The 22825-nt window shown below is 65.3% G+C and carries 20 protein-coding genes; 16 read left to right on the top strand and 4 right to left on the bottom strand.

The window, feature by feature from the left end; genetic code table 11:
• Positions 1-58 precede the first annotated feature (58 nt).
• The 12 genes from nuoG (at position 59) to CGS25_RS10950 (ending at position 15069) form a co-directional block, all read left to right on the top strand.
• Positions 59-2779: an NADH-quinone oxidoreductase subunit NuoG gene (nuoG, locus tag CGS25_RS11010; RefSeq protein ID WP_089033306.1), complete on the top strand. Its 2721-nt coding sequence runs from the start codon at positions 59-61 to the stop codon at positions 2777-2779.
• Positions 2776-3780 (top strand): NADH-quinone oxidoreductase subunit NuoH, encoded by a 1005-nt coding sequence (gene nuoH / locus CGS25_RS11005; RefSeq protein ID WP_089033307.1) that lies wholly within the window; start codon positions 2776-2778, stop codon positions 3778-3780. The genes nuoG and nuoH overlap by 4 nt, the downstream gene beginning before the upstream one ends.
• A 10-nt stretch (positions 3781-3790) precedes the next feature.
• Positions 3791-4339 carry an NADH-quinone oxidoreductase subunit NuoI gene (nuoI, locus tag CGS25_RS11000; protein WP_089033308.1) on the top strand — a complete coding sequence of 183 codons (549 nt, stop codon included), beginning with the start codon at positions 3791-3793 and terminating at the stop codon, positions 4337-4339.
• A gap of 34 nt (positions 4340-4373) precedes the next feature.
• Positions 4374-4871: an NADH-quinone oxidoreductase subunit J gene (gene nuoJ / locus CGS25_RS10995; protein WP_089033309.1), complete on the top strand. Its 498-nt coding sequence runs from the start codon at positions 4374-4376 to the stop codon at positions 4869-4871.
• Positions 4872-4875: 4 nt separating this feature from the next.
• Positions 4876-5178, top strand: coding sequence for an NADH-quinone oxidoreductase subunit NuoK (nuoK, locus tag CGS25_RS10990; protein WP_089033310.1), 303 nt, complete (start codon positions 4876-4878; stop codon positions 5176-5178).
• Positions 5175-7025, top strand: a complete 1851-nt coding sequence (nuoL, locus tag CGS25_RS10985) for an NADH-quinone oxidoreductase subunit L (protein ID WP_101675487.1) — start codon at positions 5175-5177, stop codon at positions 7023-7025. The genes nuoK and nuoL overlap by 4 nt, the downstream gene beginning before the upstream one ends.
• Before the next feature lie 31 nt (positions 7026-7056).
• A complete protein-coding gene (gene nuoM / locus CGS25_RS10980) occupies positions 7057-8592 on the top strand; it encodes an NADH-quinone oxidoreductase subunit M (protein WP_101675486.1) in 1536 nt (511 codons plus the stop codon).
• A 6-nt stretch (positions 8593-8598) separates the two neighbouring features.
• Positions 8599-10053, top strand: coding sequence for an NADH-quinone oxidoreductase subunit NuoN (gene nuoN / locus CGS25_RS10975; protein WP_101675485.1), 1455 nt, complete (start codon positions 8599-8601; stop codon positions 10051-10053).
• Positions 10054-10400: 347 nt separating this feature from the next.
• On the top strand, positions 10401-12101 hold the full coding sequence (locus tag CGS25_RS10965) for a SulP family inorganic anion transporter (RefSeq protein WP_089033314.1): 1701 nt from the start codon (positions 10401-10403) through the stop codon (positions 12099-12101).
• Between the two features lie 79 nt (positions 12102-12180).
• Positions 12181-12861: a monofunctional biosynthetic peptidoglycan transglycosylase gene (mtgA, locus tag CGS25_RS10960; RefSeq protein ID WP_089033315.1), complete on the top strand. Its 681-nt coding sequence runs from the start codon at positions 12181-12183 to the stop codon at positions 12859-12861.
• Positions 12862-12906: 45 nt separating this feature from the next.
• A complete protein-coding gene (locus tag CGS25_RS10955) occupies positions 12907-14274 on the top strand; it encodes an META domain-containing protein (RefSeq protein ID WP_101675484.1) in 1368 nt (455 codons plus the stop codon).
• Positions 14275-14358: 84 nt separating this feature from the next.
• Complete coding sequence (locus CGS25_RS10950; protein WP_089033317.1) at positions 14359-15069, top strand: type 1 glutamine amidotransferase; 711 nt, start codon at positions 14359-14361, stop codon at positions 15067-15069.
• 349 nt (positions 15070-15418) lie between these two features.
• Here CGS25_RS10950 and CGS25_RS10945 read toward each other — a convergent pair whose 3' ends face one another.
• Positions 15419-17095 (bottom strand): 2-isopropylmalate synthase, encoded by a 1677-nt coding sequence (locus tag CGS25_RS10945; protein ID WP_101675483.1) that lies wholly within the window; start codon positions 17093-17095, stop codon positions 15419-15421.
• Positions 17096-17373: 278 nt separating this feature from the next.
• On the opposite strand from CGS25_RS10945, the gene CGS25_RS10940 reads away from it, so the two are divergent.
• Entirely contained in the window at positions 17374-17865 is a 492-nt protein-coding gene (locus CGS25_RS10940; RefSeq protein WP_101675482.1) for an Lrp/AsnC family transcriptional regulator, read from the top strand.
• A gap of 281 nt (positions 17866-18146) precedes the next feature.
• Here CGS25_RS10940 and CGS25_RS10935 read toward each other — a convergent pair whose 3' ends face one another.
• On the bottom strand, positions 18147-18791 hold the full coding sequence (locus tag CGS25_RS10935) for a porin family protein (RefSeq protein ID WP_101675481.1): 645 nt from the start codon (positions 18789-18791) through the stop codon (positions 18147-18149).
• A 120-nt stretch (positions 18792-18911) separates the two neighbouring features.
• Here CGS25_RS10935 and CGS25_RS10930 point away from each other — a divergent pair, with 120 nt between their 5' ends.
• The 3 genes from CGS25_RS10930 (at position 18912) to CGS25_RS10920 (ending at position 21293) form a co-directional block, all read left to right on the top strand.
• A complete protein-coding gene (locus CGS25_RS10930; protein ID WP_101675480.1) occupies positions 18912-19382 on the top strand; it encodes a flavodoxin family protein in 471 nt (156 codons plus the stop codon).
• A 120-nt stretch (positions 19383-19502) separates the two neighbouring features.
• Positions 19503-20594, top strand: a complete 1092-nt coding sequence (locus tag CGS25_RS10925) for an AI-2E family transporter (protein ID WP_089033322.1) — start codon at positions 19503-19505, stop codon at positions 20592-20594.
• A 78-nt stretch (positions 20595-20672) separates the two neighbouring features.
• Entirely contained in the window at positions 20673-21293 is a 621-nt protein-coding gene (locus CGS25_RS10920) for a YbhB/YbcL family Raf kinase inhibitor-like protein (protein WP_101675479.1), read from the top strand.
• 145 nt (positions 21294-21438) lie between these two features.
• On the opposite strand, the gene bioD is transcribed toward CGS25_RS10920, so the two are convergent.
• A complete protein-coding gene (gene bioD / locus CGS25_RS10915; protein ID WP_101675478.1) occupies positions 21439-22086 on the bottom strand; it encodes a dethiobiotin synthase in 648 nt (215 codons plus the stop codon).
• A 145-nt stretch (positions 22087-22231) separates the two neighbouring features.
• A partial coding sequence (locus CGS25_RS10910) for a methyltransferase domain-containing protein (protein ID WP_101675477.1) occupies positions 22232-22825 on the bottom strand: 594 nt, incomplete at its 5' end.

The raw sequence follows: 22825 nt of genomic DNA, 5'->3' as shown, positions 1-22825 counted from the left end.
GCCGCGGGCGGCGGGTGGTATAGCAGCCAGACCCGCGTGAAGGGTGAGAATCTGTTCTATGGCAACTATTCATGTAGACGGTAAACAGTACGAAGTGGACGGCGCCGACAACCTGTTGCACGCCTGTCTCTCGCTGGGTCTGGATATTCCGTATTTCTGCTGGCACCCGGCGCTGGGCAGCGTCGGCGCCTGCCGCCAGTGCGCGGTCAAACAGTTCAGCGACAAGGACGACACCCGCGGCCGGCTGGTGATGTCCTGCATGACCCCCTCCACCGACGATTCCTGGATCTCCATCGAGGACGAAGAAGCCAAGGCGTTCCGCGCCGGCGTGGTGGAGTGGCTGATGACCAACCACCCCCACGATTGCCCGGTGTGCGAAGAAGGCGGCCATTGCCACCTGCAGGACATGACGGTGATGACCGGCCACAACCAGCGCCGCTACCGCTTCAACAAGCGCACCCACCAGAACCAGGAACTGGGCCCCTTCGTTGCCCACGAGATGAACCGCTGCATCGCCTGTTATCGCTGCGTGCGCTTTTACAAGGACTACGCCGGCGGCACCGACCTGGGTGTCTACGGCGCCCACGACAACGTCTATTTTGGCCGCGTCGAGGACGGCACGCTGGAGAGCGAGTTCGCCGGCAACCTCACCGAGGTCTGCCCCACCGGCGTGTTCACCGACAAAACCCATTCCGAGCGCTATACCCGCAAATGGGACATGCAGTTCTCCTCCAGCGTCTGCCACGGCTGCGCCGCCGGCTGCAACATCAGCCCCGGCGAGCGCTACGGCGAAATCCGCCGCATCGAGAACCGCTTCAACGGTGACGTGAACCACCACTTCCTGTGCGACCGGGGCCGCTTCGGCTATGGCTACGTCAACCGCGAAGACCGCCCGCGCCGGCCGCTGCTCGGCAACGGCGACGCCCTCACCCTGGAGCACGCCCTGGAGCACGCCGCCGGCCTGCTCAACGGCAAACGCCTGCTCGGCATCGGCTCCGAGCGCGCCAGCCTGGAAAGCAATTTCGCCCTGCGCGAGCTGGTCGGCGCCGCCAACTTCCATTGGGGCAGCGCCGCCGCGCCGCTGAGCTGTTTGCGGCTGGCCCTCAAACTGCTGCGCGAAAGTCCGCTGCCGGTGCCCAGCCTGCGCGAAGTGGAAAAACACGACGCCGTGCTGGTGTTGGGCGAAGACGTCACCCAGACCTCCGCGCGGCTGGCCCTGGCGCTGCGTCAGACCGCCTATGGCCGGGCCACCGAAATCGCCGCCTCGATGAAAATCCAGGATTGGAACGCCTCGGCGGTGCAAAACGTGGCCCAGCACGCCCGCCACCCGGTGTTCATCGCCAGCGTCGCCGCCACCCGCCTGGACGACATCGCCAAAGAGACCCACCACGCCGGCCCCGACGATCTGGCCCGGCTTGGCTTCGCGGTGGCCCACGCCATCGATGCCAGCGCCCCGGCGGTCACCGGCCTGGATGCGGACAGCGCCGCATTGGCACAGCGCATCGCCGAGGACCTGCTCGCTGCCAAACGGCCGCTGATCGTGGCCGGCACCTCGCTGGTCAGCGAAGCGCTGCTGCACGCCGCCGGCAACATCGCCCGCGCCCTGCATGCGCGCACCGGCCACGGCTCGCTGACCCTGATCGCGCCGCACGCCAACAGCCTCGGTCTGGCTCTGCTCACCGACAACGCCGGTTTCGACGACAGCCTGGACGCTGCCCTTGAGCGCGCCGCCGGCGGCGACATCGACGCCCTGGTGGTGCTGGAAAATGACCCCTTCCGCCAGGCCGACGCCGGCCGCCTCGACGCGGCGCTGAACGCGGTGGAAAACCTGCTGGTAGTGGACCATCAAACCACCGCCATCGCCAAACGCGCCGATCTGCTGCTGCCGGCGGCCAGCTTCGCCGAAGGCGACGGCACCCTGGTCAGCCAGGAAGGCCGCGCGCAACGCTTTTTCCAGGTCTATGACCCGGAATACTACGACCCCTCGATCATCGTCCGCGAAAGCTGGCGCTGGCTGCACGCGCTGCACACCCGTCTGCAAGATCGCCCGGTGGACTGGACCCAGCTTGATCACGTCACCGCCGCCTGCGCCGCCGCGCACCCGTCGCTGGCGGGCATCGTCGACGCCGCGCCCAGCGCCTCCTACCGCATCAAGGGCATGCAGATGGCCCGTGAGCCGCACCGCTACAGCGGCCGCACCGCCATGCGCGCCAACCTGAGCGTGCACGAACCGCGCGCCCCGCAAGACACCGACAGCCCGCTGGCGTTTTCCATGGAAGGCTATTCCGGCAGTCAGGAGCCGCGCCGGGTGGTGCCGTTCGCCTGGTCCCCGGGCTGGAACTCGCCGCAGGCCTGGAACAAATTCCAAGACGAAGTCGGCGGCCACCTGCGCGACGGCGACCCGGGCGTGCGCCTGCTGGACAACGGCAGCGGCGAGCTGGCCTGGTTCAGCCAGATTCCCGCCGCCCGCGACGCCGATGAGCTGCAGGCCGTGCCCCTGTATCACCTGTTCGGCAGCGAGGAAAACAGCGCCCTCGCCGAGCCGATTCAGCAGCGCATGCCCGAGCCTTACGTGGCGCTGAACGGCCGCGACGCTGCCCGTCTGGGCGTGCGGGCCGGCGAGCCGGTCAATCTGCGATGGGGCGAAGCCACCCTGGCGTTGCCGGTGACAATCGACGACAGCCTGGCCGCCGGCCTGGCCGGCATCCCGGTGGGCCTGCCCGGCCTGCCGGCGCTGGTCAGCGGCGTGGCGCTGAGCATCGCGGAGGTGCGGGCATGAGCTGGCTGACCCCCGAGGTGATCGACATCCTGTTCGCCGTGTTCCAGGCGGTGGTGATCCTGCTGGTGGCGGTGATCGCCGGCGCTTTGCTGAGCTTCGTGGAACGCCGCGTGCTGGCGCTGTGGCAGGACCGCTACGGCCCCAACCGGGTGGGCCCGTTCGGTTCCCTGCAGATCGCCGCCGACATGATCAAGATGTTCTTCAAGGAAGACTGGATTCCGCCGTTCGCCGACAAAAAGATCTTCACCCTGGCGCCGGCGGTGGCGATGGGCACCGTGCTGGCCTCGTTCATGGTGATCCCGGTGACCGACACCTGGGGCGTGGCGGACATGAACATCGGCATTTTGTTCTTCTTCGCGATGGCCGGGCTGACCGTCTACGCGGTGTTGTTCGCCGGCTGGGCCAGCAACAACAAATACTCGTTGCTCGGCGGCCTGCGCGCCTCCGCGCAGACCATTTCCTACGAAGTGTTCATGGGGCTGGCGCTGATGGGGCTGGTGGCCCAGGCGGGGTCGTTCAATCTGCGCGACATCGTCGAGTATCAGGCCCAGAACCTGTGGTTCATCATTCCCCAGTTCTTCGGCTTCTGTACCTTCTTTATCGCTGGCGTGGCGGTCACCCACCGCCACCCGTTCGACCAGCCGGAAGCGGAACAGGAACTGGCCGACGGCTACCACGTGGAATACTCCGGCATGAAATGGGGCATGTTCTTCGTCGGCGAGTACATCGGCATCGTGCTGATTTCCTCACTGCTGGTGACCCTGTTCTTCGGCGGTTGGCATGGCCCGTTCGATCTGCTGCCGCAGATTCCGTTTATCTGGTTCGCCCTGAAAACCGGCTTCTTCATCATGATCTTCATCCTGCTGCGCGCCGCCATTCCCCGGCCCCGCTACGATCAGGTGATGTCATTCAGCTGGAAATTCTGTTTGCCCCTGACACTGCTTAACCTACTGGTCACCGGCGCGCTGGTGTTGCTCAACACACCGGCCGCGGTGAACTGAAGGAGAAACCATGATCAAGTACGTTTTCGGCGTCGTGCAGGGCACCTACACCCAGCTTCGCAGCCTGGTAATGGTGTTCTCCCACGCCTTCCACAAGCGCGACACTCTGCAGTACCCGGAGCAGCCGGTGCCGCTGTCGCCCCGTTACCGGGGTCGCATCGTGCTGACCCGCGACCCGGACGGCGACGAGCGCTGCGTGGCCTGTAACCTGTGCGCGGTGGCCTGCCCGGTGGGCTGCATCGCCCTGCAGAAAGCGGAGCGCGAGGATGGCCGCTGGTACCCGGAATTCTTCCGCATTAACTTTTCGCGCTGCATTTTCTGCGGCCTGTGCGAAGAAGCGTGCCCGACCACCGCGATCCAGCTCACCCCGGATTTCGAGATGGGCGAGTACAACCGCCAGGAGCTGGTCTACGAAAAAGAGGACCTGCTGATCAGCGGCCCCGGCAAGTACCCGGATTACAATTTCTACCGGGTCGCCGGCATGGCCATTGAAGACAAGCCCAAGGGCGCGGCGCACAACGAAGCCCAGCCGGTGGACGTGAAGACACTGCTGCCGTAGCGGCCCGCGGGCCGGTCAACTCTGAGGAGAGAGCGTGGAGTTCGCATTTTATTTCTCAGCGGGCATCGCCGTGGCGGCGACCCTGCGGGTCATCACCCACACCCATCCGGTGCACGCGCTGCTTTATCTGGTGGTGTCGCTGATGGCGATCGCGATGTGCTTCTTCAGCCTCGGCGCGCCGTTCGCCGGCGCCCTGGAAATCATCGTCTACGCCGGCGCCATCATGGTGCTGTTCGTATTCGTGGTGATGATGCTCAACCTGGGGCGTGCCACCGCCGAACAGGAACGCCGCTGGCTGACACCGCGTGCCTGGCTGGGCCCCTCGGTGCTGGCCGCGCTGCTGCTGGTGGAGCTGCTTGGCATTCTTTTCCATCAGCCGGGCGGCGCCATGATCAAAGGCACCCTGGTGGACCCAAAAGAGGTCGGCGTAACGCTGTTCGGCCCCTACCTTCTCGCCGTGGAACTGGCTTCCATGCTGCTGCTGGCGGCGCTGGTCGCCGCCTGGCATCTGGGCCGGCAGGACAAGGAGTAAAGGCATGATTCCTCTTGAACACGGGTTGGCCCTGGCGGCGGTGCTGTTCACCCTGGGCCTGACCGGCCTGATGATCCGGCGCAACATATTATTCATGTTGATGAGTCTCGAAATCATGATGAACGCCGCGGCGCTGGCCTTCGTGGTCGCCGGCAGCCGCTGGGTGGAGGCCGACGGCCAGGTGATGTTCATTCTGATCATCACCCTGGCGGCGGCGGAAGCGGCCATTGGCCTGGCGATCCTGTTGCAGTTGCATCGCCGCTTCAACACCCTCGACGTGGACGCAGCCAGCGAGATGCACGGATGAACCTATTGCCCCTGGTGATTATTCTGCCCCTGGCCGGCTTCCTGTTGCTGGCGTTCTCCCGGGGCCGCTGGAGCGAACGCACCGCCACCCTGATCGGAGTGGGCAGCGTCGGCCTGGCGGCGCTGCTCAGCGCCGTCGCCGGCTGGCAGTTTCTGAACACGGTGCCCAGCGGCGGCGCCTACACGGTGACGCTGTGGCAGTGGCTGGTGGTCGGTGATTTCGCGCCCACTTTCACCCTGCATCTGGACGGCCTGTCGCTGACCATGATCGGCGTGGTCACCGGAGTCGGCTTCCTGATCCACCTGTTCGCCTCCTGGTACATGCGCGGCGAGGAGGGCTTTTCCCGCTTCTTCGCCTACACCAACCTGTTTATCGCCGCCATGCTGTGCCTGGTGCTGGGCGACAATCTGTTGTTCCTGTACCTGGGCTGGGAAGGCGTCGGCCTGTGCAGCTATCTGCTGATCGGCTTTTACTACACCGACCCAAAAAACGGCGCCGCCGCCCTCAAGGCGTTCATCGTCACCCGCGTCGGCGACGTGTTCCTGGCCATCGGCCTGTTCATTCTGTTCATGCAGTTGGGCACCCTGAACATTCAGGAACTGTTGACGCTGGCGCCACAGAAATTCGCCGCCGGCGACTTCTGGATCGAGCTGGCCACCCTGATGCTGCTCGGCGGCGCGGTGGGCAAGTCCGCGCAATTGCCGTTGCAGACCTGGCTGGCGGACGCCATGGCCGGCCCGACGCCGGTGTCCGCGCTGATCCACGCCGCCACCATGGTCACCGCCGGCGTCTATCTGATCGCCCGCACCCACGGCCTGTTCGAGCTGGCCCCGGACACCCTCGCCCTGGTCGGCGTGGTCGGCGCCGCCACCCTGGTGCTGGCCGGCTTCGCCGCCCTGGTGCAGACCGACATCAAACGCGTGCTGGCTTACTCCACCATGAGCCAGATCGGCTACATGTTCCTGGCCCTGGGCGTGTCCGCCTGGGACGCGGCGATCTTCCACCTGATGACCCATGCCTTCTTCAAGGCGCTGCTGTTCCTGGCCTCCGGTTCGGTGATCGTGGCCTGCCACCACGAACAGAACATGTTCCGCATGGGCGGGTTGTGGAAGAAGCTGCCGCTCACCTACGTGGCGTTTCTGGTCGGCGGCGCGGCGCTGGCGGCCCTGCCCCTGGTCACCGCCGGCTTCTATTCCAAGGACGAGATCCTCTGGGAAGCGTTCGCCAGCGGCCACACCGGCCTGCTGTACGCCGGCCTGGCCGGCGCCTTCCTGACCTCGCTGTACACCTTCCGGCTGATCATGCTGGTGTTCCACGGCAAGGCCAACAGCGACGCGCACGCCGGCCAGGGCCTGAGCCACAATCTGCCGTTGGCGATGCTGATCGTGCTGTCCACCTTCGTGGGTGCCCTGATCACCCCGCCGCTGGCCGGGGTGCTGCCGGAAAGCGTTGGCCATGGCGGCGGCGCCGGCCAGCATCAGTTGGAAATCCTTTCCGTGGCGATCGCCCTCACCGGCGTGGTGCTGGCGCTGCTGCTGTACGCCGGCGAGCGCACCCTGGTCACGCGCATCGCCAACAGCGCCCCCGGGCGTTTTCTCGGCCGCTGGTGGTACGCCGCCTGGGGCTTCGACTGGCTCTACGATCACCTGTTCGTGCGGCCGTACCTGTGGCTTGCCGCGCTGCTGCGCCGCGACCCGCTGGATCGCACCCTGAACCTGATACCCCGTGCCGCGCGCGGCGGGCATGAACTGCTAAGCCGGTCGCAAACCGGTCAGGTGCGCTGGTACGCACTGATAATGGCCGCCGGCGCGCTGCTGCTGGTGGGCGCGGTTTGGCTGGCGCTCTGATGCCGCTTTTTCTGAAAGGACCTGGACACCGATGATTCTGCCCTGGCTGATACTGATCCCGTTTATCGCCGGTCTGCTGTGCTGGCAGGCGGAGCGCTTCAGCACCGCCCTGCCACGCTGGATCGCCCTGTGGAGCATGGCGCTGGTGCTGGCGCTGAGCGTTTGGTTGTGGGTCACCGGCGACGCCTCCCTGGCGCCCGCGCCGGGCGCCGAGCCCGCCTGGCTGGCGCAGTTCCGCCTGCCCTGGATCGACCGCCTGGGCATCAGCCTGCATCTGGCGGTGGACGGCCTGTCGGTGCTGATGCTCTCGCTCACCGGCCTGCTCGGCCTGTTCTCGGTGCTCTGCTCCTGGAAGGAAATTCAGCACCGGGTGGGCTTTTTCCACCTCAACCTACTGTGGGTGATCGGCGGCGTGATCGGCGTGTTCCTGGCGCTCGACCTGTTCCTGTTCTTTTTCTTCTGGGAAATGATGCTGGTGCCGATGTTTTTCCTGATCGCGCTGTGGGGCCACAGCGGCACCGACGGCAAGACCCGCATCAACGCCGCCATCAAATTCTTCATCTTCACCCAGGCCAGCGGCCTGATCATGCTGGTGGCGATCCTCGGCCTGGTGTTCGTGCACTACAACACCACCGGCAATCTCAGCTTCGACTACGCCACCCTGCTCACCACCGAACTGACGCCCACCACCGAAATGCTGCTGATGCTGGGCTTCTTCGTCGCCTTCGCGGTGAAATTCCCGGTGGTGCCGCTGCACTCCTGGCTGCCCGACGCCCACGCCCAGGCGCCCACCGCCGGCTCCGTGGATCTGGCCGGCATTCTGCTCAAGACGGCCGCCTACGGCATCATGCGTTTTGCCCTGCCGATGTTCCCCAACGCCTCGGCGGAGTTCGCGCCGATCGCCATGACCCTGGGCCTGGTGGGCATCATTTACGGCGCCGTGCTGTCGTTCGCGCAGACCGACATCAAACGGCTGGTGGCTTACTCCAGCGTTTCGCACATGGGCTTTGTCCTGATCGCGCTGTACACCGGCACCCAGCTCGCCCTGCAGGGGGCGGTAGTGCAAATGATCGCGCACGGTCTGTCGGCGGCGGCGTTGTTCATTCTCTGCGGGCAACTCTATGAACGCCTGCACACCCGCGACATGCGAGAGATGGGCGGCCTGTGGGGAAAAATGCGCTACCTGCCCGCACTCAGTCTGTTCTTCGCGGTGGCGTCACTGGGCATGCCCGGCACCGGCAACTTTGTCGGTGAGTTCCTGATTCTGCTCGGCACCTTCGCGGTGCAGCCCTGGGTCGCGGTGATCGCCACCACCGGTCTGGTGCTCGGCTCGGTGTACTCGCTGGTCATGATCCAGCGCGCCTACTTCGGCGCCCCACGGGACGCCAACGCCACCACCCTGCGCGGCATGAACGCCCGCGAGCTGGGCATGATGCTGTGCCTGGCGGTGCTGGTGCTGCTGCTCGGGTTCTACCCGCAGCCGGTGCTGGACGCCTCGGCGGCCAGCATGAGCGGCGTTCAGCAATGGCTCGGCCACGCCTTTTCACAACTCGCTTCAGCCAGGTAGTCGCGCATGAATCTGACGCTCCAACACGGTATTGCCCTGCTGCCCCTTCTGGTGACCTCCGCCACCGCGGTGGCGGTGATGCTGGGCATCGCCTGGCGGCGCAGCCACGCGCAGACGTTCATTCTCAGCGTGGTGGGCCTGAACCTGGCGCTGGTCTCGGTGCTTGTCACGCTCCACGTGACACCCCTGGAAGTGACACCGTTACTGCGCGTGGACCACTTCGCCGGCTTTTTCATGGCGCTGGTGCTGATCGCCAGCCTGGCCTGCGCCACCCTCGCCCACGCCTACCTGGAGGGCAAGGACGACAGCGGTTACCCCGGCAACCGGGAAGAGTTCTACCTGCTGCTGTTGCTCGCCACCGCCGGTGGCCTGGTGCTGGCCTGCGCGCAGAACCTGGCGGCCCTGTTCATCGGCCTGGAGCTGTTGTCGGTGCCGTTGTACGGCATGATCGGCTACGCCTTCTTCAGCCGTCATTCCCTGGAAGCCAGCTTCAAATATCTGGTGCTCTCCGCCGCCGGCTCCTCGTTCATTCTGTTCGGCATGGCGCTGTGGTACAGCGAAGTGGGCTCGCTGTCGTTCGCCGCCCTCGCCGACGGCGCGCTGGCCGGCCCGCTGTCCCAGGCCGGTCTGGCGATGATGCTGGTGGGCTTCGGCTTCAAACTCTCGGTGGTGCCGTTTCACCTGTGGACGCCGGACGTCTACGAGGGCGCCCCGGTACCAGCGGCGGCGCTGCTGGCCAGCGCCAGCAAGGTGGCGATCTTCTCGGTACTGCTGCGATTGTTCCAAAGCGTGCCGGTCACCGACACCGACTGGCTGCACGGCCTGATCATGGTGCTCGGCATCGCCTCGATGCTGGCCGGTAACCTGCTCGCCCTGATGCAAAGCAACCTCAAGCGCCTGCTCGGCTATTCCTCGGTGGCCCACTTCGGCTATCTGCTGATGGTGCTGGCCGGCAACGGCGGCGGCGAAACCGAGGCGGCGGCGGTGTATCTGGCCACCTACATGCTCACCACCCTGGGTGCGTTTGGCGTCATCACGCTGATGTCCAGCCCTTACAAAGACCGTGATTGCGACGCGCTGTACGAATACCGGGGCCTGTTCTGGCGCCGGCCGTACCTGACCGCGGTGCTCACCGTGATGATGCTCTCGCTGGCCGGCATTCCGCTCACCGCCGGTTTTATCGGCAAGTTCTATCTGATCGCCGTGGGCGTGGATTCACACCTGTGGTGGATGCTCGGCGCGCTGATCATCGGCAGCGCCATCGGCCTGTTCTACTACCTGCGGGTGATGGTGATCCTGTATCTGGTGGAACCCACCCTGCGCCGCCGCGAACCGCCGCTCAACTGGGGCCAACAGGCCGGCGGCATCATGCTGCTGCTGATCGCCTTCCTGACCGTGGCGCTGGGCATTTACCCGCAACCGCTGCTGCTGCTCGCCCAGGCGGCCGGACTCGGCGGTTGAGGGGATGTCTGGCGTCGGACGTCTGGCGTCGGACGTCGGACGCTAGACGCCTGACGCCTGACGCCGGACGCCGGACGCCGGACGCCGGACGCCAAGTCAAAACCCCGTACTGCATCCTTTGCAGGTTTTCAGAACCGTGTTTGCAAACCTGCATGCCCGTCGGACCACGCCGGTGTAGCGTCCGGCGTCCGGCGTCCGGCGTCCGGCGTCTAGCGTCCCACGTCAAACAACAGCGGTTATTTTGAGCCGTTCCTCTCCACAGCGCGACAATAATGCCATATCATTAACACTTTAAGTTATAACGGCGTCCGGGCTCTCTCGCCGCGGGTCGCTCTGCTGGAGTTTCGATGAAAGCCTGGACCCGCCTGCTGCCGTTTTTGCGTTGGCCCCGCCCCACCGCACGCAGCTTGCGCAGCGACGCCTTCGCCGGCCTGACCGTGGGCCTGGTGCTGGTGCCCCAGGCGATCGCTTACGCCACCCTGGCCGGCATGCCGCCGGTGACCGGCCTCTACGCCGCTCTGATCCCCAGTATCGTCGGTATTCTGTGGGGCTCGTCGCCGTTGCTGGCGGTGGGGCCCGTGGCGCTGACCAGCCTGCTCACCTTCGCCGCCCTGCAACCGCTGGCGGAGCCCGGCAGCCCCCATTGGGTGATGCTGGCGATCTGGCTGTCGCTGTACGCCGGTCTGATCCAGTTTCTGCTCGGCGCCTTGCGCTTGGGGGAAATCGCCAATTTTGTCTCCAACGCGGTGATCACCGGCTTTATCAACGCCGCCGCGCTGATCATTCTTCTGTCCCAGTTACCGGCCCTGCTAGGGCTGCCCTCGGGCAGCGCCATGCTCGAGTGGCAGGGGTTGCTGGCGCATCTGCGTGAACCGGACCCGGCCTGGCTGTGGACGCTGATGTTCGGGCTCGGCTCGATGCTGCTGTTGCTGATCCAGAAGCGCTTGGCGCCGCGCCTGCCCGGGGTGCTGATCGTGTGTATCGCGGCCACCGTGGTGAGCGCGCTGATCGGCTTCGAATCCATGGGCGGCGGCGTGGTGGGCGCCATTCCCGCCGGCTTGCCGTCGCTGGCCTGGCCGCCATCCCTGGATCTGGAGACCCACCGCTCGCTGTTGACGGCGGCGGTGATCATCGCGCTGATCAGCTTCACCGAGGCAATGTCCAGCGCCCGCACGATCCCGGCGCCGGATGGCCGCCTGTGGAATCAGAACCAGGAGCTGATCGGCCAGGGCCTGGCCAAGGTGGCCAGCGGCCTGAGCGGCGCCTTTCCCGTCAGTGGCTCGTTCTCGCGCACCGCCCTGAATCTGTACGTGGGCGCCACCAGCGGCTGGTCGGCCCTGTTCGCCGGCCTGTGCACACTGATCTGCCTGCTGTTTTTCACCGACAGCCTGCACCACCTGCCCAAGGCGGTGCTCGCCGCCATCATCGTGGTGCCGGTGTTCGGCCTGATCAGGCCCCGTGCTTTCGTGCGCCTGGGCCGCGCCTCCCTGGACGACGGCGTGGTGGCGGTGGCCACCTTCGTCGCCACCCTGATCTCGGTGCCTTACCTGCACTGGGGCGTGCTCACCGGTTTCCTGTTGGCGATCCTGCTGTTCCTGTATCGGCGCGCCCACCCGCGCCTGATCGAGCTCGGTTTGCACTCCGCCGGCACCCTGCGAGACCGCGCCCTGCATGGCGTGCCGCCGATCGCCCCGGGGGTGCTGGCGTTGCGCATGGACGCCTCACTCACCTACATCACCGCGCCCCTGATGGACCGTTTTATCCGTGAACGGCTGGACCAGGAACCCGGGCTCACCGTGGTGCTGGTGTGCATGTCGGCGGTCAACGCGGTGGACGGCACCGGCACCGAAATGCTCGCCGACCTGCAAACCGCTTTGCATCGCCGCGGCGTTCGCCTGGCCCTCTCCGGGGCCAAGAAGCAGGTGCTCGACGTGCTGCATCGCACTGGCCTTGCGCAACAGATTGGCCACGACAATCTGTTCGTCAATAACCGCGATGCCATCAAGGCGCTGCGGCGTTCGGCGCCGGAGTCTTCGCCGCAATCGTGACCCTTTGCCACCACGGGACCTGACAACGGCGTGGCTTTTCGCCAAGATAAACGCCTCGCCGAGCAGGATGCACGAGTCTATGAAGCGTTTGTTTTTGTCCCTGGTGGGTCTGGTGCTGCTGGTCGCCGTGGGCTCCCAGCTCTGGTATCTGGTCCAGGTCGTTCAGTTGCGCGATCACAACCCGCAAGACACCGCCTTTATGGAGCGCGCCCGCCAGCATGGGCCGGTTCAGTATCAATGGCGCGACTACGAGCAGATCGCCAACGACCTCAAACGCGCGGTATTGATCTCCGAGGACGCCCACTTCGTGGAGCACATGGGCTTTGACTGGCGCGGCATTCGCCACGCCATTGAACGCAACGAAGAGGCCGGCCGGCCGGTGGCGGGCGGTTCGACCATCACCCAGCAACTGGCCAAGAATCTGTTTCTCAACAGCGACCGCAGCTATGTGCGCAAGGCCCAGGAGGCGGTGATCGCCGCCATGCTTGAACTGACGCTGTCGAAACGGCGCATTCTCGAGCTGTATCTGAACACCGCCCAATGGGGCAACCGGGTATTCGGCGCGGAAGCCGCCGCGCGCCATTACTTCGGCACCAACGCCGGCGGGCTCAGCGGCACCCAGGCGGCACAACTGGCGGTGATGTTGCCGCGCCCCAGCTATTACGATCTTCGCGGCACCACCGACTATGTGCAGCAACGTACCCAGTGGATCGAGAAACAGCTCTCCCTGGTGGCGATTCCCCCCAATGGGAACCGATAAGCGCCGCCGCACTCTGACGAAGATCAGTTTTTGGAGAACCCATCTATGAAATCCCTTTGGCTCGCCCTGCCCCTGGCGCTGTTTCTCGGCGCCTGTGATGACGCCGACCAAAGCGGCCAGGCCCACCCCGACCAGCAGGCCGAGGCACTCCAGAAGCAGGAACCGGTACCTCAGCAGGCTCAGCGAAGTGGCTTGCAGGGTATCTGGCAACCCGTCGATACCGCCACCGGGCTGGACGCCTTGATTCTGGAACAGGACGGCCACTTTTACGTGATTGGCGATCAGCGCCACCGGGGTGTCAACTGGGAGGCTCCGAACGACACGAAACTCACTCTGCACTATCTTGGTGGCGAACAAACCGAAACCCTCACCGACGACCAGCTTAGCGCCGGTGTGGACGGCGATACCCTCAACCTGGAGGGCGAGAGCCCATTCGCCGGCGCCTATCGCCGCGACAACAGCGGCATTGGCTCGCTGCAAGGCACCGTGGTGCTGCCCGCCGATGTCGGCGTACCCGACAACGCGGTGCTGGCGCTGACCCTCCAGGACGTGTCCCAACAGCAGACCACCGCCGAGGTGGTCGCTCAGCGGCTCACCCGGCTGCGGCTGGAGGGGCTGCGCATGCCCTTTCAATTGTACTTCAATGAAGCCGCGATCCAGGCCGGGCACCAGTACACGGTCAGCGCCCGGGTGATCGCCGACGGCGCCGTGCACTTCACCACCACCACCGCCCAGCCGGTGCTCGATGACGCGCATCAGGCCGTGACCCTGGCCCTTCAACCGGCCACCCGCGCCGGCAACAGCTATCTGGGCCGCTTCGTTTACCAGCCGGACAACGCCACTTTTACCACCTGCGGCGGCGACCAACGGTTCAAGGTGGCCGGCCCGCGCACCGGCGATATGCAAAAGGCCTATCTCGACGCCCGTCAAGAGCCGCTGGCGCCGGTGGTCATGCAAGTCACCGGCGAAATCGAAAAGCGCGATGGCGCGCAATCGGGCACCACCGAAGCCACCCTGGTGGTGCAAAGCTTCCGAGTCAGCAATCAGCGCGTGGACTGCGACGAGCCCACCGCCAGCCTGACCAATACATATTGGAAACTGATGCACCTGGATGACCAGCCGGTGCCCGCGCCGCAACACGGCGAGAGCGAGCCGCACCTGATTCTCGGCGACAAGGACGTCAAGGGCAGCACCGGCTGCAACCGTCTCAGTGGCGAATACCAGCGCGACGGCGATCGCCTCGCGCTGGATAAGCTGGCCAGCACCCGGCGCGCCTGCGTGGGGCCCAACGTGGCCGAGGAATTTGTGGACAGCCTCAACAAAACCGATCACTTTAATCTGCAAGGCCAGCGCCTGAGTCTGTACGATGGCGATGATCATCTGCTCGCCGTGTTTCAGGCCCAGTACTTATAAGCAGTACTTGTAACCGGTAACTGTCATCCGGCGAACAGCATTGGTACCGGCACCTTGCACGCACCCACCACGGCGGACGCGGCCATGCGCATCCATTACCTGACCCATGTTCCCTTCGAAAAGCTCGGCACCATGGAGCCCTGGCTGCGCCAGCGCGGCCACGCCATCGGCGCCACCCGCCTTTACCACGGCGAACCGTTGCCGGACCCGGACCAACTGGACGCGCTGATCGTGATGGGCGGGCCAATGAGCGCCGACGACGAAGGCCGCTACCCGTGGATGGCCGAAGAAAAACGCCTGATCGAGCGCTGCATCGGCGCCGACAAGAAAGTGCTCGGTGTGTGCCTGGGCGCGCAACTGATCGCCCGGGTGCTCGGCGCCCGCGTGCGCCGCAACCCGGAACCGGAAATCGGCTGGTTTCCGGTGCAATCCACCGAAGCCGGCCGTGACACCGCCCTGGGCGCGCTGTTCAACAACCCGGCGCCGGTGTTGCACTGGCACGGCGACACCTTCGCCATTCCCGATGGCGCCCGCCACCTGGCGCGCAGCTGGGGCTGTGAGAATCAGGCGTTTTTGTATGGCGAGCAGGTGCTCGGCCTGCAATTCCACCTGGAGCTTACCGCCGACAACGTGCGCGCCCTGTGCCAGGAATGCGCGGGCGAGCTGAAACCCGGCCCCTGGATGCAAACCGAAAACGAAATGCTCGCCGACCCCACCCTGTTCGCCGCCAGCCAGCGGCGCATGGGCGAAGTCCTGGAAACGTTTCTGGAAGGCGCGCAAATAACCCGGGATTGATTGGCGGCCGGGGGAACAGGCCGGCGCCCAACCGTAGGAACGGCCGGGCAGGCGTCGAAAGCTGAATCACCCCTTCTCCCCAACCCCTCTCCCGCGAGGGGAGAGGGGCTAAGCGTATGCGCGGAAGAGCTGCAAAGGCGCGTGCTGGAGGGTCCCCTCTCCCCTTGCGGGAGAGGGACAGGGAGAGGGACAGGGAGAGGGGCGGTCTTTCGGCACCACGGCGCGGGCACGGCCCTGCAGCACACCGAGGCCTTCGCCGCGCTGTATCCTGATTCCTGTATCGGATTTTTCAAAAGAAAAAACCCCCGGTTTCCCGGGGGCTTCTCAACGGCCTTTTCAATCCACCGCGTTACGCGCTCTGGCGCTTTTCCTCGGCGGCGGCGACCCGGCCGGCGGCGCACAGGATCGCCTGCAGGGCTGCTGCGGTGGTATCGGCGGCCAGCGCCACGGCGCTTTGCACCTGCTCACCCACCTGCACCCGCACACAGGCCATGGCGTTGGCTTCGGTGTTGTCCCCCAGGGAGGATTCGTCGAAGCATTCCACCCGCAGCTGCCAGCCATGGCGACGGTTGAGCGCGTCCACCAGGGCGCCCATGGCGCCTTCACCACGGCCGGAGAGCACGCTGGCCGGGTTGTTCGCGTCGCCGATGCTGATCTGCGCTTGCACGCCCTCGTCGCTGCGGTGCAGGTCGTAGGAGCGCAGCGTCCAGCCATCGGGCACGTTCAGGTAGTCCTCGTTGAAGCGGCGGTGAATGCGTTCGCCATCGATCTCGCCGCCGTCCTCTTCGGCATCCTTCTGCACCACCCCGGCCAGCTCCTGTTGCAGCCAGCGCGGCAGGCTGATGTCGAAGTCCCGCTCCAGCACGTGCGCCACGCCGCCCTTGCCGGACTGGGAGTTAATGCGCACCACTTCCTCATAGCGCCGCCCCAGATCGTGAGGGTCGATGGGCAAATAGGCCACCCGCCAGACATCGCCGGGCTGGTAACGGGCCAGGCATTTGCGGATCGCGTCCTGATGGCTGCCGGAGAACGCCGTGAACACCAGATCGCCCGCGTACGGATGGCGCGGATGGGTCTGGATGTCGGTAATGTCTTCCACCACCTCGACGATCTCTTTCATGCGCGAGAAATCGATTCGCGGATCGATGCCCTGGGCGTACAGATTCATGCCGCAGGTGACCAGATCCATGTTGCCGGTGCGCTCGCCGTTGCCCAACAGCGTGCCCTCGACCCGGTCGGCGCCGGCCATCTGCGCCAGCTCCGCCGCCGCCACGCCGCAGCCACGGTCGTCGTGGGTGTGCACGCTGATCAGCACGTGCTCGCGGTGCTGGATGTTTTCGTGCACCAGCTCCACCTGGTCGGCGAACACATTGGGGGTGCTCACTTCCACGGTGGCCGGCAGGTTGATGATCACCCGCTGACCCTGATCCGGCCGCCACACCTGGTTGACCGCGTCGATCACCTCAATGGCGTATTCGGTCTCGGTGGCGCTGAAGGTCTCCGGCGAATACTCGAAGCTCCAGCGCGTCTCCGGCTGCCGGGCGGCACAGTCGCGCACCCAGGTGGCCGCCTGCACGGCAATCGCCTTGCAACCTTCGCGGTCGACGTTGAACACCTGCTCGCGGAAGATCGGCGAGGTGGCGTTGTAAATGTGCACGATCGCGTTCTTGGCGCCCTTGACCGCCTCGAAGGTGCGCTCGATCAGCTCCTGCCGGGACTGGCTGAGCACCTGGATGTGCACATCGTCGGGCACCATGTCCTGTTCGATCAGCATGCGGCAGAAATCGAAATCGATCTGGCTGGCGGAGGGAAAACCGACTTCGATTTCCTTGAAGCCAAGCTCCACCAGCAATGTGAAAAAGCGGGCTTTCTGGGCCACCGACATGGGCTTGATCAACGCCTGGTTGCCGTCGCGCAGGTCCACCGCGGCCCATAGCGGCGCCTTCTCGATACGCTGGTTCGGCCAGCTGCGGTTGGGCTTGTCGATGGTGGCAATGGGCGCGTACTTACGATGATCGAAACTCATGGGTGACTCCTTGGAGTGAGATAATGACCGCGTCCGGTCCGGGATCGCCGGCACCGTGCCCGGGAGGTTGCCCCGGCGTGCGGAAGATGTCGTCTCCGACCCGGCTTCCTCCGGGTAGGACGGAGGCCGGGTCGGCTGTGGTCCGGCTTGTGGCCTTCCCCTCAGCGACAGAAACAGTGTACGGCAAAGGCCCGGCAATGTGATTGCTTATTTGCGTGCATTTCCACCTTTCACGCAATAATATTCCACGAATAAAATATGAAAAGGGATTTTGTTGCATGACCAAGAAAAAGATCGCGACTCTCGACCGCACCGACCTGAAAATCCTGCAGGCCCTGCAGGACGACGGCGGACTCACCAATCAGCAACTCGCCGAGCGCATCGGCCTGTCGCCGTCGCCCTGTTCCCGGCGAGTGCAAAAGCTCGAGAGCGCGGGGGTGATCGTGCGCCGCGAAACGGTGCTCGACCCGCGCGCGCTGGGGCTGGATCTCACCGCCATGATCCAGATCAGCATGGACCGCCACACCCCGGAACGCTTCGCCAACTTCGAGGCCACCGTGAAGCAGTACCCGGAGGTGCAGCAGTGTTATCTGGTCACCGGCCAGGAAGCGGACTACCTGCTCAAGGTGGTGGTGCCCGACATCGATCACTACCAGCAGTTTCTGCTCAACAAGATCACCCGCATCGAGGGCGTCAGCGGCGTTCAATCGAGCTTTATCATGCGCCGGGTGATCGACACCACCGCTTTGCCGTTGGATTATGTGGAGTAACGCCGGACGCCAGACGCCAGACGCTTAACCCTGGCTCCGAAAGGCTCGGAGTGTTTTCTGCGAGGCTTGGCGCAACACACACGGAAAGCCCCACCGGGTTAGCATCCAACGGCTGCCGCGCTTTCGCCGGTTGCGAAAAGACAATCCCCCTATGCGCAGCCGCAATGTTTTCAGCAGCGGGGTTTGATCTTAGCGTCCGGCGTCCGGCGTCCAGCGTCCGGCGTCCAGCGTCCGGCCGAGGCCGCCCTGGACGGGGCCCCTCATCCGGACTGGAAAGCGGTTCAGGCACCGCCCACCGGAAAACGGTACTGAAGGCCACCCCCGTAGACATCGATGTCGGTGTCCTCCACTTCGTAGCGGGTCACGCCGGCGCGGAACCTGAGGTTGTCCCAGCCAAACAGCAGGCCCACCCCGTAGAACGGATCGGTACCGTCGTCATCGTCGCTGGCGAGCGTCGCGCCATCGATCCTGACCCGGGTATCACTGCTCCAGCGAAACAGGCCACCCCGGGCGAACAGGGTCACTTGCCGATAGCTCGGCGAGAGCAGGTTGATCCCCAATGTCATGCCGTCCACGCCGATTTCCCCTTTCGCGGACACACCGGTTCCCGCCGCCTGGTACGTAACCGAGGCTTCGCCGAGATCCAGGTAGCCGACATCCAGGGCGATGTTGGGGTGCGGCTGTATACCCACCAGAAATGCCAGGGCGACGTCTTTATCGTCCACCGACGGAGTGAACACATAGGTGTTGCCACCCGAATCGGTGGCCTGGAACGCCCCGAAGTCGGAGCGCGAGAAGTTGGCATCGGAGCGCCCCAGATCGGCGGCCACGTAGGCGCTGGTCTGGAACCACGACGATGCGGATGCGGAAGTGAATGTGGAAAGTGCGATCGCGGCACACGCCGCCCCCATGAAAAAGCGCTGCATAGCTGGCTCCTTGCCATTCGTTATTTTTTTACCCCAGCCCTTTTTATGTGAGACCGGTCACAAAGGCAAGCGCGCTGGCAACCGGGTGCCGCTGGCGCGGCGATCCCTTACACTGCCTGCATGACCGATTCAAAACACCTGCTGATCGTCGCCCATGCCCCCTCGCCGAACACCCGCCGCCTGGCCGAGGCCGCCCTGGAAGGGGCCCGTCATCCGGACATCGAGGACGTGCGGGCGATCTGGAAAGCGCCCCTGGAGGCCGGCCCGGACGATGTCATGGCCTGCGACGGCATCGTGCTCGGCACCACCGAGAACCTGGGCTACATGAGCGGCGCGCTGAAGGATTTCTTTGATCGCACCTACTACGCCGTGCTGGAACACAAACAGGGCCTGCCCTGCGCGCTCTACGTGCGCGCCGGCCATGACGGCACCGGCACGCGCCGGGCGGTGGAGTCGATCATCACCGGCCTGCGCTGGAATTGGGCGCAACCGCCGCTGATCTGCCGGGGCGAATGGCAAGAGGCGTTCGTCGGTCAGGTCGGCGAGCTGGGGCTGTATCTGGCCGCCGGTCTGGACAACGGCGTTCTGTAGAGCAAGCGCGACAAAATATTTCCCTGCTGCTTGCTTCACGGGCGGCCGTGATATGGTTGATAAACCACTCACCGCCCGGGCGGCGGCGCCCCTTTACCGCTTGGCAGCACTGGGCCTTCAATGACCCCGATTCTCCCCGACAACATCGTTGCGCGCTGGCTGCTGGTGCTTTTGCTGGTGGTCGCCGCCTACTTCTTTCGCGGCTTTCTGATTCCAATTCTGGCCGCGCTGATCATCGGCTTTTCAAGCTGGCCGCTATACCAGCGCCTGCACGCCCGCTGCGGCGGCCGTGATCTGCTCAGTGCCAGCCTGGCGATCATCGTGATCGTGCTGGGGTTGGTGATTCCCATCGCCATGGCGTTGACGTTCGCGGTGCAGGAACTACGCCAGTGGACCCACTGGCTGCTGGTGGCCAATCAGCAGGGCGCGCCGGTGCCGGCCTGGATCGCCGATCTGCCCGGCGCCGGCGAATGGCTGGCGCAACTATGGCAGGACAATCTCGCCGAACCCCATGCCATCGGCGAGGTGATCCGCCTGGTCAGCGGTGAGCAGATCGGCAACCTCTATCGCTGGGCGCTGACGCTCAGCGGCGGCGCGCTCAATCTTCTGCTGGGCCTGCTGTTCATGTTGATCACGCTGTTTTTCATCTACAAGGACGGCCGCCGCCTGGCGCGGCAACTCGATGTGATCGGCGAGCGCGTGCTGCCCTCGCGCTGGCACCGCTTCTCACGGGTGGTGCCGGCCACGGTCAGCTCCACGGTGCTGGGCATGGGCCTGATCGCACTCGGCGAAGGGGTGGTGCTGGGCATCGCCTATTGGATCGCCGGCGTGCCCTCGCACGTGATTCTCGGTGTGCTCACCGGCTTTATGGCGCTGATTCCCGGCGGCGCGCCGCTGGCCTTCAGCCTGGTCTCGCTGTACCTGTTCGGCACCGGCGAAACCGGCGCCGCCATCGGCCTGTTCGTGTGGGGCACGGTGGAGCTGTTCATCGTCGACAAGACCCTGCGCCCGCGCCTGGTGGGCGGGCCGATCCGGTTGCCGTTCCTGCCCACCTTTTTCGGCCTGGTGGGCGGCGCCAAGACCATGGGCCTGGTCGGCCTGTTTATCGGCCCGGTGCTGATGGCGCTGCTGGTGGCGATCTGGCGTGAGTGGGTGTACGGCATCCAGCAACAGAAAGCGGTGCCACCGCCTTCACGCACGCCAGACGCTTGAAAAACACGCCCGCGGCACCCACTGCACCAGGTACATCGCGAAAAGATCGACCTCGTTTTTATTGCTCAGGAGACAATCATGCGCGTTACCGTTGAAGGCATTTCCGAAGGCCAGCCGATCCCCGCCCCGTTCGCGTTCGCGATTCCCGACCCGGACCAGCATTTCCGGTTCAGCGACAACCGCAACCCAAAAGTCAGCTGGGACGACGTGCCCGATGGCACCCGCGGCTTTGCCGTTCTGGTGGTCGACCCGGACGTGCCCTCCGACCCCACCAACGTCAACCAGGAAGGCAAGACCGTGCCCAAGGACCTGAAACGGGTGGACTTCTACCACTGGGTGCTGGTGGACATCGCCGCCGACGTGCGTGACATCGACGAAGGCGAGGACGCCGACGGCGTGGTCACCGGCGGCAAGGACCCCGGCCCCACCGACAAAGGCGTGCGCGGCATCAACGGCTACACCGACTTCTTCGCCGGCGACGACACCCTGAAAGGCGTGTACGGTGGTTACGACGGCCCCGCGCCGCCGTGGAACGACGAACGCCTGCACCACTACACCTTCACCGTGTACGCCCTGGACGTGCCCAGCCTCAACCTGCAAGGCAATTTCACCGGCGCCGACGCCCTGAAAGCCATGGACGGCCACATCCTCGACCAGGCCAGCGTCACCGGGACGTATACGTTGAATCCGAATATTTGAATGCCAGAAATAAAGCCGCATCACCGGCGCTGGCCGGCTTCGTAGAAGCGAGTTGAAAGTTGAAGGTTAAAAGTTGAAGCGGGCCCATACTACGAAGCCGCCCTTTTAACTTTTAACTTTCAACTACGTGCTCTGCGCTGACGTGTCACACCACCGTAAACGCACCCGGCAAATGTTGCCGCAGGGTGAGCAGATTTTCCTCGCGCACGTCCATGGCGCCGAAGCAGTTGGCGACGGTGCCGGTGTAGCGCAGGCCATCGGCTTGGATCGCGTCGGCGGTGAGCAGGGCGTGGTTGATGCAGCCGAGTTTCATGCCGACCACCTGGATCACCGGCAGCGCCAGTTCTTTGGCCAGACCGGACAGCATCTCCCGATCATTGAGTGGCACCCGCCAGCCGCCGGCGCCTTCCACCAGCACCAGATCCGCCGGGTGGCTATTGAGCGCGCCGCGCACATAGCCCGCCAGTTGTGACAGGGTAATACGCCGGTCTTCCTGCGCGGCGGCGATGTGCGGCGCGATGGCCGCCTTCAGCGCCACCGGGTTGACCACCTCGTAGGGCAGCGTCACCGACGACGACGCCATCAGATTCACCGCATCCTCATTGCGCAATCCCTCGGCCGTCGCCTCACACCCCGCCGCCACCGGCTTCAACCCGTAACACTTCAACCCCGCCTCCCGCGCCCGCTCCAACAACCGACAACTGACCCAGGTCTTGCCCACCTCGGTGTCGGTGCCGGTGATGAAGAAGACGCCGCGCAGGACGGGCAGGGGTGGGGGCGTGGTTTGTGGCATTGGGGGTCCTCGGTTAGGGGTTATACGCCGGACGCCGGACGCCGGACGCTTAACCCATAGTCTGAAAGCGTTGGTGTGTTTTCTGCGTTTCAGTCAACACTCCACACCGCGCCGGGTTTTAGCGTCCGGCGTCCGGCGTCCGGCGTCAAGCGCCCTTCTCCGCTCGCACGAACAACACCCGCCACGTCAACGGCAACCCCGCCGGTTGGCGACGCTGCTCATAGGCGTGCGCCATGGCGCGCCAGGCGGTTTTGCCGGTCAGGCCGGCGGCGGCGCCTTGCACGTGATCAACGCCGGTGGCTTTGAAGGCACGCACCAGGGTTTTCACGTCCGGGTAGTGTTCGGTGAAACTCAGGCATTGCCATTGGCTGGGCATCAGGCCGGCGTCCGCCAGCGCGGCGCGCCAGTGTTGTTCCGTTGGCAGCCGGTTAACGTGGGCGCGGCCGTCCGCCGCCGCCCAGCTTTCGGTCAGTTCGTGCAGCGAGCCGGCCAGCGGTACCGCCAGCATCAGGTGGCCGCCGGGCACCAGCACGCGCGCCACTTCCGCCATCACCGTGCGCGGCCGGCACCATTGCAAGGCGAAGCTGGAGAACACCAGCGCGCGGCTGGCGCCGGCCAGGGGCAGGCGTTCCGCGTCGGCGCACAGCGGTTGAAAGCGCGCGCCGGTGCGGCCGCGCGCGCGCGCCTCGCTGAGCATCGCCGGCGACAGGTCCAGCGCCAGCCAATGGCTGCGCGGCCA

Source organism: Alloalcanivorax mobilis (assembly GCF_002864685.1).
Taxonomy (GTDB): Bacteria; Pseudomonadota; Gammaproteobacteria; order Pseudomonadales; family Alcanivoracaceae; genus Alloalcanivorax; species Alloalcanivorax mobilis.
Note: the sequence above shows the minus strand (reverse complement) of the source record. Positions and strands in the feature narration are given on the sequence as shown.